The sequence below is a fragment of the Murdochiella massiliensis genome, from assembly GCF_900059565.1.
Lineage (GTDB): Bacteria > Bacillota > Clostridia > Tissierellales > Peptoniphilaceae > Murdochiella > Murdochiella massiliensis.
This window is the reverse complement of record NZ_FIZW01000002.1, coordinates 351,062-364,555: the sequence shown is the minus strand read 5'-3', so window position 1 is coordinate 364,555 and position 13,494 is coordinate 351,062. Positions and strand designations below refer to the sequence as shown.

Genomic DNA, 13,494 nt, shown 5'->3' with positions numbered 1-13,494 from the left:
ATTGAGGACAAGAGAAATAAAAAGAAGCAAAAGGAGGGGCAGGCAGCCTCCATAACGTGAAACGTAAATCCGACGTTACGGAGCCGCGCAAAGCCCCTCCTTTTTTGAAAAGAGCTACTGTTTAATAGAGGCGATAGAGTCCGCAGACAACGCCTAAAATACGACATTCGTTTACAATAATCGGTTCAAGCGCCGCGTTTTCGGGGCGCAATTCGACATAGCCCGCGCGCTGAAAGAACGTTTTTACCGTTGCCGAATCTTCGATCAGGGCGACGACCTGTTGTCCGTTGCGGGCGGTCTGTTGGCGGCGGACGATGACGTGGTCACCGTCAAAGATACCGGCTTCGATCATGGATTCACCGTGAATCTTCAAAATAAAGTAGTCGCCTCCGTCCGGATGAAAAAACGCCGTCGGCAGGGGGATGGACTCTTCTGTATAGTCATCGGCATAGATAGGTTGTCCGGCCGCGACGGCACCGTAGACCGGAATATCAAAGACATCTTCCCGATAGGGGGTATCTTTTGTTTCCGCCACCGAAAGATCTTCCACCGGGCGAATGGAGCGGTATGAGCCTTTGGTCATCGTGATCTGTTCGGCATCGATAAGTGCATGGAGGTCCTTTGAGACGGTCGAGGTGGAACGAATGCCCAAGGCTTCCTGAATTTCACGAACAGTGGGCGCAATGCCGTTCTCCGTCCAATATGAAGAGATATAATGCAGCATCGCGGAACGCCTTTTTTGTACCGGGGATTGCATTGTCGCCTCCTTTGTCGAACAGCCCATGCCGGAAAGCCGGACGTCTTTCGCCGTCAACTTTTTCCGACCGGTTTTATCAAAACGAACAAATTTTCGCTTTTATTATACCGTGCAGAATCTCGTGTGACAAGACGGATTTAGGGTATTAAACGAAACGAAGGGCGAAAACGCTCGTCAGGACTTACGGTTTAGGAAATTCCTTCCGAAAGTTCAGGATGGTTTATCACATGAAGGAGGAGCTATGGAGTTTTATTATTGTGAACATTGTGGCGCGATGTATATCAAAGCCAATCAGGTGGGTAAAGTAACGCCGGTATGCTGTGGCGAGCCGACGAAAAAGCTGGAAGCCAACACCCAAGATGCAGCAGTAGAGAAGCACGTTCCCGCTGTTAAACGTGAGGGCAACAAGATTTCGGTTGTCGTGGGCGAAACCGTTCATCCGATGGAAGAAGATCATTTCATTACCATGATCGCCGTTGTACAGGGCGACAAATTCCAAAGCGTCGCATTAAAGCCGGGCGAAGAGCCGAAGGCGGAATTCCTGGTAGAAGACGGCCCCGCTACGGTCTATGAGCATTGCAATAAGCATGGCCTCTGGAAAGCCGAAGCCTAAATCTTCTTTCTCGGTTATCGAGAGAAAAACAAAAGACGAGCTGCGCGTTCGTGCGCGGCTCGTCTTCGCTTTTGTAACGTTGTCGTTGGCACATTTTTCCGTTGGAAAATATGCGGAAAGTCGTTTGGTTAAAAGGCGATGCGCCCTTTCTGCTCTTCGTCATTGATGCTGTAATAGGCGGCAGATTCTTCCGGCTTAACATAAATATCCAGCGTTTCCATTTCGCCCAATTTATGACCGCCCTGCTTCCAGTATTGTTTTGCCTGTTTGACCAGGTCTTCCATATCGACTTCGCGACCTTGATACTGTACAATGTATTTCGTTTTGAGCATTTTTCCCTCCTGTTTGTTCAGTGAAAATGAAAGAAATACTCTCTTTCTTTCAATTTCCGTCATAGTTTATCAAAAATGGAAATAAACAACAAGAGGAGAATAATTTTTGGAAAAATCGAGGTATTTTTTTGAAAATCATCCGTTTTTTCGGAAGGATTCCCCTTTTTGGGGTAAAAAAGCACCATAATTTGGAGATGAAGGTGGATTTTATAAAAGTGTGTTTTTGTAAAATCCGGAAAGGAAGAGGATGACATTTTTTGAACTGCTGCTGTTGGCTGTGGGGGTTTCTTTGGATGCTTTTTCGGTAGCAATATGTAAAGGACTTGCGGTAAAGGAACTGAAGGTGCATCATGGCCTTTTTGTCGGTGCGTATTTCGGCGGTTTTCAGGGGTTGATGCCGATTTTCGGGTTTTTATTGGGCTCATGGATTGCCCAGTCCATGCAGGCCATCGATCATTGGGTGATCCTTTTTATTCTCGGCTATTTGGGCGTGCAGATGATACGCGAGGCGTTGAATCCGGAAATCTGTCCTACGGGCGATTTTTCCTGGCGTACCATGTTTCCCCTTGCTGTAGCGACCAGCATTGATGCCTTTGCGGTGGGCGTTACCTTTGCTATGATGGAAGTGAATTTATGGACGGCGATTCCGCTCATCACGGTATGCACAGGGCTGTTCTCGTTTGCCGGCGTGTATATCGGACACTATTTCGGACAGCGTTATCAAAAGCCGGCGGGCTTTGTCGGCGGAGCGATTTTGTTGTTCATCGGCATTCGCGTATTCATTACGCACTGGATTCAGGGCGTGTAGTGAATCGATCCAAGGCATTACGGCGCAAGGCCTTCCAAAAGGCCATAGGAAATAAAAGGAGAAAGCATGAAAATCACGAAACAGGCGCGTCAGCGCGCAAAAGAGCTGTTGCAGTTTATTGACGGTTCCCCGACCGCCTACCAGGCGACGGAACAGGAAAAAGCGCTTCTGAACAAAGCAGGATTTACGCAGCTTACGCTGACTTCCCGCTGGAAACTGGAGCCCGAAAAAACGTACTATGTGGAAATTTCGGATGCCACAATTTTCGCCTTTTGTACAGCAAAACAGGCGGATGCCGGTTTTCACATCATCGGGGCGCACAATGACTCGCCGGGTTTCCAGCTGAAACAAAACGTGAATATGCCGCGAAGCGGATACGGCCAGCTCAATGTCGAGCCCTACGGCGGATTGATTTTGCGCACCTGGCTGGATCGTCCGCTCTCCGTGGCCGGTCGCTTGCTGGTAAAAGACGACTCGCCGCGCGGCTATGCCGTGAAGAAAATTCATCTCACCCGACCGCTGGTGATCATCCCCAGCTTGGCCATCCATATGGATCGTGAGGTGAACAAAAATGGCGAAATCAGGCCGCAGAATGGCATGGCGCCGATTTGGTGTATGGCGGATGAACCGGGTAAGAAAGGCGATTTTCTGGCGGTTGTTGCGCAGGAAGCCGGTATTTCTCGTGAAGCAATTTTGGATGCGGATCTGTTCCTTTATGATGTACAAAAGGGAATGTTCCTCGGAGAAAATGAAGAATTCCTTTCCGTCGGACGTTTGGACAACCTGGCCATGTGCCATGCCGCGACCACGGCGCTGACGCAGGCGAAGACGGCAAACGTGCATCAGGTCATCGCTTTGCACGACCATGAAGAAATCGGCTCGATGAGTCGTAAAGGGGCGGATTCGGCGACGCTTCGGGATGTCCTTTCGCGCATCGTCCGCAGTCTGGGCGGCGACGAGGAAGATTTCGCGGTTGCCTTAGCCAAGAGCTTCACGGTTTCCTGTGACATGGCGCATGCCGTGCATCCCAATCATACGGATTGCGCAGACCCGACCAATCGTCCGCTTCTCAATCACGGCCCGGTGCTGAAATATGCGGCCTCCAAGAGCTATATTACCGATGGGGAAGGCGGCGCACGCGTGCGCCTCTACGCGGAAAAGGCCGGTGTGACCTTCCAGACGTTCCACAATCATTCCGATAAGCGTGGAGGTGCCACGATCGGCGCGATGGATGAGCAATGGACAACCATCTTAAATGCCGACGTCGGAAACCCCGTCCTCGGCATGCATTCCGTGCGCGAATTAGGCGGTGTGGCCGACCACGATGCCATGATTCGCACCCTAACCGCCTTTTTGAACGATGAACAATAAGTTGGACAATCGATTTGCCGATCGAGAATATTCCGCGACCATGACCGACCTTACGGTGGATGGTCGCGGCATCGGGCACCTGACGGCGCAGGATGTGATCTTTACGCCACACGGCACAGTTCCTCTGCCTGAAGAAGACATCGGACGGACCGTCTTTGTCTACGGTGCCTTACCGGGGGATGTCGTGCGCCTTCGCGTGCACAAACGGAAAAAGAATATCCTTGAGGCGGAGGCAGTGGAACTGCTTACGCCTTCGCCACATCGGCGCCCGATTTCGTCCAATCCCTATGTCCAAAATGACGGCGCCTCTTTTTTGAGTAACAAGTCCGAGGACGATTTGCTTTCTCCGCATGACGGTTTTCCGCTTCTTGCCTGGGATCCGGCGGAACAGAAGGCGTGGAAGATGCACCGCGTGCGGGAGGCACTGGTTCGTGTCGGCGGTTTTGCCGCTTCGGATTTGCCGGAAATTGGATGGATTGCCGCCGAGGAAACGCACTACCGCAATAAGATCAATCTTCGTCTGACGCCGGACGGACGTCTGGGCGATACCGCGCGAGACGGGAAGGTGCGTCCGCTTACTTCCTATGTTATTGCCGCGCCGGTTTTGGAACAAAAACTACAGCAGTGGAATGCACTGGCCTTGCAGACGCCGAATTGGGCAAAGACCTTCTCCGCCGTGCGCATGGTCATTTTGCGTGCAAACGAGAAGGGGGAGACGCTGGCGGCTCTCATTACCGATCCGCTTTCCTCGGCACAACGCAAGGATCTCTTTGTCCTTCTGCAACCGCTGTCGTTTACGGTGCTCTGCCAAGGGCAGAACCGTCGTCCGGGCGACGTGCGTCTGCGTGAGCCACTCGTTTACGCCACGCTGCAGAAAACCCTGCAAACGACATTGAACGGCCTCTCCTTTACGGTTTCTCCACCCTCGTTTTTTCAAGTCAATCGCTTTCTCACTCCCGCGTTGTATGCGAAGGCTCTTTCTTTCTTTTCCGCTTTACCCGACGCCACCGTTCTCGACCTTTACTGCGGTACCGGCACTACCTCGCTGCTTCTTTCGCAGCAGGCAAAGCGCGTTATCGGCGTCGAAATGGTTGAAGCAGCCGTTGCGGATGCCCGTCAGAATGCTGAACGCAACGGTCTAACCAATGTTTCCTTTATCGCGGCCAAAGCCGAAGAAATTCTTCCATCCCTGACAACTGACTTCGTGAAGGAGCGCCTTTGCGTTCTCGTCGATCCCCCGCGCAAGGGCTTGGATGAAAGCGTGCGCCGTGCACTTCTTTCTACCGATCTTCGCGAACTTGTCTATATTTCCTGCTATCCCGAGACCCTTGCCCGCGACCTTCGCGATTTTCGTCAACAAGGCTGGATGCTTGATTGCCTCTGTGTGGCGGACATGTTTCCCAACACGCCGGAGATTGAGACGGTGGTGCTTTTGTCCCAATAATAATTAACGGAGTATGTTCAAATACCTTCTGAGCCAGAAGTTAAGAGAGCCCATACCTTCTGATAGGCAGCACAACTCAGATAAATTAGAATGAAAAAGGCGATGGTTTACAACAGGAAAATAGTTGTTTTTTAACCCAAAAAATAACAATAGAAAAGAGTATGAAAAATGAGAAAAAACAAGTCAGTCCGTGTTATCTTGATTTTAGTTTTTGCACTTCTTATGGCCTCTTGTGGAGATTCAAAAGTTAGGGAAGAAAAATCTATTCAAAATAGCACAAGTACAACAGAGACCATTGAGATTAATAGCACATCAGAGATGGAAAGCTCAGAAGAATCGCGCAAATACGCTGAAGATGAAGTTGTAGATACGTTTATAAAAAATTACAATTCCTTTTCTGACAGCCCTATTGAACACATTGAGAAGGGGAATATTAGAACAAAATATTTTGGAGTAACCCATGATTATTGGGTTGAGATGATAAATGCGGCGGATACGAATAAGATCGTAGTCACTATTGACAAGACGGATAAAAATAGAAATCTCGGAATGGAAGGAATGAAGGAAGTATTTCATGATGCGATACAAGCTATTATTCCAGATGCTGGTATAGAGGAAATAAATAATTATTTTGATCATCTTGTTAGTAATGAATATATGGTAACAGAAGAGGCTTTTAATCAACTTGAAATACTTTTTTGTCCGGACACAGAACGAAGTCCTGGCCATATCGAGATACGTTCTAAATAGTCTTTGTACTATTAAGTGTGTTTTCTCAAATGAGAAATTCGAGAAAGAACTACAAGCGATTATGCTAAATTCTCATGGATATCGGTCTTGCACGGGCCTGAACGGTTCATTTTCTTCAGTCATTTGTCCTAGATTCATAGAAAAGGTTGAAAACATGATGCTCATGGGTAAGAGCGATCAAAAATGTCATTCCGATAAAAAGTATTCTATCATTCCGATAGAATATATTATTCCGATAAAGTGATATAGTAAAAATAGCGAGAGGAGGTGAGAACGTATGTTTATGACCGTAAAAGAAGCCGCAGAAAAATGGGGGATTTCCGACAGACGAGTTAGAGTATTGTGTGCGGAAGGGAAAATTCCGGGTGCGTATCAGAAAGGACGCGGTTGGAAGATACCGATTGATGCCGAAAAGCCTACGGATGGTAGATTTAAGTCAAAAGAGAGCCTCCTATCCCAGATTGACCGTAAGAAACAGGAGTTGGACAGAAAACGGCCTCTGACTGCAGGAGAACTAGAGAGATTGACCGAAGAGTTTGCGGTCGAATACACGTATAATTCCAATGCCATTGAAGGAAACACGCTGACACTTCGTGAAACCGAGCTGGCTCTTCGTGGGTTGACGATCGATAAAAAGCCTTTGAAGGATCACATGGAAGCGGTAGGTCATAAGGAAGCGTTCGACCTTGTCTGTGAGCTGGTAACAGCGAAATCACCCCTCACCGAAGGCGTTATCAAGCGGATCCATTCTCTCGTGCTTTGGGATAAGAAAGATGACCGTGGCGTGTACAGACGAATTCCTGTTCGCATTTTGGGAGCACATCATGAACCTGTGCAGCCCTATCTGATCGAACCGATGATGGAACAGCTTCTTTTCGATTATGCCGCAAACCAAGAGCATATTGTGACCAAACTTGCCCGCTTTCATATCCAGTTTGAGAGCATCCATCCTTTTATCGACGGTAACGGACGTACCGGCAGACTTCTTGTGAATCTGGAGCTGATGAAGGCAGGATACCCACCGATCGACATTAAATTCACGGATAGACTTGCCTATTACAACGCTTTTGACGAATATCATATGAAGCACAATCTTTGTGCCATGGAAGACCTGTTCGCAGGGTACCTCAACACAAGGCTCGATACGTATTTAAAAATAATAAAGTAGTAAAGCAAGGTAAAACCTTAATTTCTTTTGATGGGACTGCGTAGAGGGTGAGGTGGATGGTGACAAACCGGGATGCGCTTTGGGCAAAAAAGGGAGAACGGGATGGCCAATATTACTGGTTGCCGCTTTCGCAACACTTGGAAGATACACGACAGATTTGCGGGCTTTTGTGGGAACATTGGCTTTCACCGGGTGTCCGCCGGTTTTTGTGCGAAAAGGCATTCGGCGGTGTTTCCGATGATCTTGTCAAACGCACATTGCAACTGTTAGGCGCGCTTCATGATCTCGGAAAGGCAACTCCGGTATTTCAACACCAAGAAGGCAATTATACACATACCGAAGGCGATGAGATTCTGCTGGAGCGGTTGGAACAGGCGGGATTTGTTGGCATATGCGATACGCATTTTCCTTCTCGAAGATCTTCTCCACATCCCTTAGCAGGGCAGACTCTTGCAATGCGATATGGCATGAAGGAGGACCTCGCCTCCGTCATCGGTGCCCATCACGGGACGCCGCTTCAAAATAGTGCCATGATTCGCGTACAGAGATCTTTCCTTGCCAATTATTATCAATCGGAAAAAAAGACCGATTCGATCTATAAAAAGTGGGAATGCGTTCAGGAAAGCATTTTTAACCGAGCCCTGTTATCCAACGGTTTTGCAACGGTTGGAGAGCTTCCTGCCGTGACGCAGCCAGGTCTAGTGTTGCTTTCAGGCTTACTCATTATGGCGGATTGGATCGCCAGCAATGAACAGTATTTTCCGCTTGTACCCGTTGATTCCTATCCGGCATTTGACAGCAGCTATCGCATTCAGGCTGGATGGATGAAGTGGTTTAAAACAATGCCTTGGGCGGCTGTCGGAAAAGCTGATGCCGATGAATATTACGATCAACGCTTTGCGTTTCAGAAACAGGGCTTTTCTGTTCGCAGCGCGCAGCGTCTCTTTTTTGATGCGATTCAACAGACCCAAGCACCGGGCCTTTTTATTCTGGAAGCGCCCATGGGCGTCGGTAAAACGGAAGCCGCACTCATCGGCGCGGAACAGTTGGCGTATAAAACCGGAAGGAGCGGTCTCTTTTTCGGATTGCCCACGCAGGCTACAGCGAATGGAATTTTTCCGCGTCTTCTTTCCTGGCTGCAATCTGTTGATGAAGAATTCGGCGAGGCGGTTTCCCTCCGCCTGGTTCATGGCAAAGCCATGCTGAATCCGCAGTTTGCTGAATTGCCAAAGCAAATGGATGAGGGGACAGAGAACGGCATTATTGTCAATGAATGGTTTTCGGGACGAAAAACCAAAAGTTTGGATGAATTTATTGTCGGAACAGTGGATCAATTTCTGCTGATGGCTTTACGCCAAAAGCATTTGACGCTGCGACATCTGGGCTTCAGCAATAAAGTGGTGATTATCGATGAGGTACATGCTTACGATGCCTACATGAATGAATATCTCTTGCAGGCTATTCGCTGGTTGGGTGCCTATCATGTGCCGGTCATTCTGCTTTCGGCCACCTTGCCGGCTGACCGCCGTGCAGAACTCGTCGAAAATTATCTTCGCGGAATCGGTCAACCGTTGTCAAAAAGCAACGCAAAATCCATTTCGCTGAACACGGCGGTATACCCTTTGATTACTTACACGGATGGCATGACCATTAAGCAGTGTATCGTTCCGTTGGAATCGACACAAAAGGAAATTCGGGTGGAAACCTATTCCGATGATCTATACGAAAAGGTGGCGGAACTTCTTGCGCAAGGCGGTATTGTCGGCATTATTGTGAATACCGTTAAGCGTGCGCAGACCATCGCCGAAGAATGTGTGCGCAGGTTTTCGGAACCCATGGTTGAGGTATTGCATTCCGCTTTTGAGGTCACACAACGAGCAAAGAAGGAAGAAGCCCTCCTACAAACAATTGGGAAAAACGGACAACGTCCCCAGGCAAAAATTATTATTGGCACACAGGTGCTGGAACAGTCGTTGGATATCGATTTTGACGTCCTATTAACGGATCTTGCTCCCATGGATCTTTTAATTCAGCGCATCGGGCGGTTGCATCGTCATAACCGTCCTCGTCCGGATGCCCATAAACAGCCAACGGTATATGTGTTGGAAACGAATGAAACGTTAACGTTTGATTCCGGCGCCGAGACAATTTATGGTGGTTATCTGTTGGCGAAGACACAGATCATTTTGCCGAAGGTTTTGCATTTTCCGGAAGATATTTCACCGCTGGTGCAGAAGGTGTATGGCTCCGAGGAGTGTGTACCGGATCCTTCTCTTGAAGCGCGTTACGAAGAGTTGAAAGAAGAACATGAGGCGAGACAAGGGAAAAGAGAAGAAAGAGCCAAATGCTTCCGCTTGGCGCCTCCGATCTATCGAGCGCGGATGTATCAAGGGACTACTTTAGATGGTTGGCTTCATGGTGATGAGTACGAAGGCAAAACAGAAGAGGAGGCCTACGCACAGGTTCGCGACGGAGAGGATACCATTGAAGTTGTTGCGCTAAAGAAGATTGGAAAGGGTTACGGCTTTTTAGGTTGCAATGACGACATCTCCACCTCTCTGGATGATCCAAATACCGTACAAGAAATTCTTCGTCATACGTTACGTTTACCTGCAAAATTATGCAAGGAATGGTCTATCGGTAGAACAATTCAGGAATTGGAAGAAAAGAGAAGAACGTTTTTTTATCACTGGAAAGACAATCCTTATCTAAAGGGGATGTTGGCGGTCTTATTCGACGAAAATCAAGATGCAGTTGTGAACGGATATCGTTTGCATTACAATAGGAAATACGGACTGACGGTGGAAAAAGAACAGGAGTCGCAAGGTGGGGAGATTTAATTTATTGGACGAACCATGGATCCGCGTTCTGGTTCAAGAAACCGGAGAGATGGAAGAAGTTTCGCTTCGTACTTTGTTTGCACATGCGCACGAATATAAGCGCTTGGCGGGCGAAATGGAAACGCAAAATTTTGCTATCTTACGTCTGTTGCTTGCCGTGCTGCAAACCGTATTTTCCCGTTTTGATGCGGACGGGGAGCCTTATTCGGTACTTTCCTTAGATGAGCGATATCGCCCCGTGAATGAACTGGATGAAGACGAAACGGAAATCTATTTAGATGAAATGGATGCCACGTGGCACGCACTATGGGAAAGAGAAAAATTTCCGCTCATTGTGGAGGAATATTTAGAAAAATGGCATGATCGCTTTTTTCTGTTGGATGAGAAGTATCCGTTTTATCAGGTGATAAAAGAAGATGTGGCGGCTGAAAAGTTGAATAAATCCAAGCCGACCAAGGTTTCCGGTAAAAATATTAATCGTCTTATTTCTGAAAGCGATAATAAAATTGCGATATTTTCACCAAAATATGAATCTAACGAAAATAAAGAAAAATTATCCTTCTCCGAGCTGTCGCGCTGGCTCGTTATGTTTCAGGGCTACATGGGTCTCTACGATAAAGTAACGTTTGGTCGGGAAAAATATCAATCCTCCAAAGGATGGCTGTTTGATTTGGGGGGCGTTTATTTGCAAGGGGAAACCATATGGGAGAGTTTGTTATTGAATCTTTTTCTTCTTCATCCTGAAATGCAGTATCAGGGTGCAATGCAGCACCCTTGTTGGGAAGAAACTCCTAAGGAACGATTGAAAAAACTGCTCTCCTCGGACAATGCGCCGCGCGATTTATCTTCACTCTACACGAATTGGAGTCGAGCGATTTACCTTGATCCTAAATTAAAAGAGAATGAATCGATTGCTATTGGCGTTGTGAAATTGCCTAAATTTGAAAATGAGAATGCTTTTTTGGAACCGATGACTTTGTGGCGCTGGAACAAAGAGCGGAAAAAGCAAGTAGTATTCACGCCCAAAAAGCATAGAGAGAATCAAGCGCTTTGGCGATCTTTCGGTCTCCTGACGATTCCGGGTGAAACCGCAGATTTGACAGGGGATAAGGCGCCGAATCATATGCCCGGCGTACTTATGCAGTATAGTTATATCCATCCAGATCTTCGGCAAAACGATATTTCCATTGTAGCGGTCAGTATGCAGGATGATGGCAACGCGCTCTCATGGGTACCAACTGATGAAATTGTGGACGAACTGCGTATTAATAATATGGTACTGGCGGACATTAAAGAAGAAGGCTGGATCCCTCGCATCAATGGCGCAGTTCTGGACACGCGACGAATGGTGGAACGCGCCTATTTCGGGTTTTTATCACAAATTTTAAAGATTCGTAATGACTCTTCTTCCGCTTGGCGCTCGAAACATATTGAACGGGCTTATCAACATATAGATGCTCCGTTTCGTGAATGGCTCCTCGCGATTTATCCGGATTACAGCAAGGATGAACACGTATCGTATTGGAAGGAACAGGCACAACAATTGATTCTGGATGAAGCGAAGAGTGTCATGAAGACCGCAACCATTCGAGACTATCGGGGAATTCAGGAAGACGGTAAAATCATCAACATCGCTACGGCCTATCGTGATTTGCGTTATCGCCTAAAACAGTACTTGTAAAAGAGGAGATTATGAATACAACACAAAAAAAACCAACTCCCGTTTCGATTGTGACAGCGAAAATATTATGCGAAGTAGATGCAATTCGAAACACCGGAGGTGGAAAGGCTTTGTTGGCGAATTTGCGTGCTTCAATTGGGCGGGAACTTGGCCGAACGAGTGCAGTTTGGCCGCTACTCTTTGAACATCTTCCAGATTTTTATCTGAGCCGAAATGGAGAACCGACGAAAGAAGAGCTGGCTATTCTCTATGCATTACAAAACTATGCTCTCTATCAGCAGGGGTGCGAAGCTTCGGTGTTGATAAAAGAAGAAAAGCAATTTCGTCCTAATTTTGGCGAATCATTAGCAGATTTACGTACGGAAAAAGAAAGAGAAGCGATGGATCGGCGCTTCCGTATTCTTATTACGGCCAACAATTTTTTCCAATTCGAGCATCGTACACGACAAATGATGCAAATTTTGAAAGCTCGAACAAAATCAAGTACTCCCGTGGATTTTTCGAACTTAGCTGGTGATTTCTATTGGTTTTTACGAGGGCATCAGGAGGACGTGCGTTTTCGATGGGCCGAAGCTTATTATCGAAGGAAGAAGGAAGAAAAAGGAGAAGAAAATGCGTAATACAGATCACTGGTTTTTGGATGTTCATGCAATTCAGACGCTTCCGCCATCAAATGTCAACCGAGATGATGCCGGTAGTCCGAAGACGGCTCAATACGGTGGGGTGCTCCGTGCTCGCGTCAGTTCGCAGGCGTGGAAGAGTGTGATGCGCCGATATTTTCTCGAACATGTTGATAAAGAGAAGTTAGGTGTGAGAACACTCCAGGTTATCGATGTCATAGCAAATAAAATGCGCGAGCTCAAACCGGATTTAGAAGAAGCAATTGCATCGGACAAAGCAGCTGAAGTAGTGAAAGCGGTAGGGATTCCGACTGGAAAATCGAAGGCCAAAACTTCTAAAGGGAAGTCGGAGATCGCGAAAGCTTTGTTTTTTATGGGAAATCAACAGGCGACTCGTTTAGCTCAAGCTGCACTGAGTGGAACGGCGGAAGCGGAAGATTATAAACAAATCCTGAAAGAAAACCCGTCGATTGATATCGCATTATTTGGTCGCATGTTGGCGGGAAAAGACTACTTAAAAGAGGATGCTTCAGCTCAGGTTGCTCATGCGATTTCCACCCATGCTGTGCAGACGGAATTCGATTATTATGCGGCGATAGATGATTTAACGCGGGAGCAAAACGCGGGCGCGGCTATGTTGGACACGGTGGAATTTAATGCTGCGACGTACTATCGCTATGCCAATGTTGCTGTTCATGAACTCTTAAAGCAAATGGAAAGCACTAAGGAGACCATCGACGTCCTTAAAATCTTCGTTGAAGCCTTTTCAAACAGTCTTCCGATCGGAATGGTGAATCCGTTTGCCCATCAAACCGTGCCACAAGCTTTACTTCTTATTTTGCGTTCAGATCGTCCTGTCAACCTGGTTAGTGCCTTTGAACAGCCGGTTCGTTCTGAGAATGGGTATGATTCTCTTTCCATTAAAAAAATGTTGGAAGAAAAGGATCGCGTTGAAAAATTTGTAGCACCGCCGATTTGGTCGTTGCTCCTTACAACACAGGAGGAAATAGAAAACAATCCGAAAATACAAATGATGGATTCGCTCCCTGTGATGCTGGAAACAATGGGTCAAGAGTTAAATGCAGCTTTGAAATTGAATGAGTAGCTATC

General features: G+C 47.3%; 12 protein-coding genes. 10 read left to right on the top strand and 2 right to left on the bottom strand.

Going from position 1 to position 13,494, the window contains the following annotated elements; all coding sequences use genetic code 11:
* Positions 1-121: 121 nt before the first annotated feature.
* Positions 122-757 carry a transcriptional repressor LexA gene (lexA, locus tag BN3910_RS03290; RefSeq protein WP_075967981.1) on the bottom strand — a complete coding sequence of 212 codons (636 nt, stop codon included), beginning with the start codon at positions 755-757 and terminating at the stop codon, positions 122-124.
* A 241-nt stretch (positions 758-998) separates the two neighbouring features.
* Between lexA and BN3910_RS03280 the strand changes: the two genes are divergently transcribed.
* The gene (locus BN3910_RS03280; RefSeq protein WP_066924283.1) at positions 999-1,370 is read left to right on the top strand and encodes a desulfoferrodoxin family protein; all 372 of its coding nucleotides are present in this window, start codon (positions 999-1,001) and stop codon (positions 1,368-1,370) included.
* Positions 1,371-1,498: 128 nt separating this feature from the next.
* Here BN3910_RS03280 and BN3910_RS03275 read toward each other — a convergent pair whose 3' ends face one another.
* Positions 1,499-1,765: a DUF6465 family protein gene (locus tag BN3910_RS03275; protein ID WP_262361703.1), complete on the bottom strand. Its 267-nt coding sequence runs from the start codon at positions 1,763-1,765 to the stop codon at positions 1,499-1,501.
* A gap of 184 nt (positions 1,766-1,949) precedes the next feature.
* Here BN3910_RS03275 and BN3910_RS03265 point away from each other — a divergent pair, with 184 nt between their 5' ends.
* The 9 genes from BN3910_RS03265 (at position 1,950) to cas7e (ending at position 13,489) form a co-directional block, all read left to right on the top strand.
* Positions 1,950-2,510 carry a manganese efflux pump MntP gene (locus tag BN3910_RS03265; protein ID WP_066924277.1) on the top strand — a complete coding sequence of 187 codons (561 nt, stop codon included), beginning with the start codon at positions 1,950-1,952 and terminating at the stop codon, positions 2,508-2,510.
* Positions 2,511-2,576: 66 nt separating this feature from the next.
* A complete protein-coding gene (locus BN3910_RS03260) occupies positions 2,577-3,881 on the top strand; it encodes a M18 family aminopeptidase (protein WP_066924275.1) in 1,305 nt (434 codons plus the stop codon).
* 1 nt (position 3,882) lies between these two features.
* The gene (locus BN3910_RS03255; RefSeq protein ID WP_066924273.1) at positions 3,883-5,325 is read left to right on the top strand and encodes a class I SAM-dependent RNA methyltransferase; all 1,443 of its coding nucleotides are present in this window, start codon (positions 3,883-3,885) and stop codon (positions 5,323-5,325) included.
* A gap of 168 nt (positions 5,326-5,493) precedes the next feature.
* Positions 5,494-6,075, top strand: coding sequence for a hypothetical protein (locus BN3910_RS03250; protein WP_066924272.1), 582 nt, complete (start codon positions 5,494-5,496; stop codon positions 6,073-6,075).
* A gap of 277 nt (positions 6,076-6,352) precedes the next feature.
* Positions 6,353-7,243 carry a Fic family protein gene (locus tag BN3910_RS03245; protein WP_066924270.1) on the top strand — a complete coding sequence of 297 codons (891 nt, stop codon included), beginning with the start codon at positions 6,353-6,355 and terminating at the stop codon, positions 7,241-7,243.
* Positions 7,244-7,299: 56 nt separating this feature from the next.
* Positions 7,300-10,083, top strand: a complete 2,784-nt coding sequence (locus tag BN3910_RS03240) for a CRISPR-associated helicase/endonuclease Cas3 (protein ID WP_066924268.1) — start codon at positions 7,300-7,302, stop codon at positions 10,081-10,083.
* A complete protein-coding gene (locus BN3910_RS03235; protein ID WP_066924266.1) occupies positions 10,070-11,764 on the top strand; it encodes a type I-E CRISPR-associated protein Cse1/CasA in 1,695 nt (564 codons plus the stop codon). Before BN3910_RS03240 ends, BN3910_RS03235 begins: the two co-directional genes overlap by 14 nt.
* Positions 11,765-11,775: 11 nt before the next feature.
* Positions 11,776-12,384, top strand: a complete 609-nt coding sequence (gene casB, locus BN3910_RS03230) for a type I-E CRISPR-associated protein Cse2/CasB (RefSeq protein WP_066924264.1) — start codon at positions 11,776-11,778, stop codon at positions 12,382-12,384.
* Entirely contained in the window at positions 12,377-13,489 is a 1,113-nt protein-coding gene (cas7e, locus tag BN3910_RS03225; RefSeq protein ID WP_066924262.1) for a type I-E CRISPR-associated protein Cas7/Cse4/CasC, read from the top strand. Before casB ends, cas7e begins: the two co-directional genes overlap by 8 nt.
* The last annotated feature ends 5 nt before the right edge of the window (positions 13,490-13,494 follow it).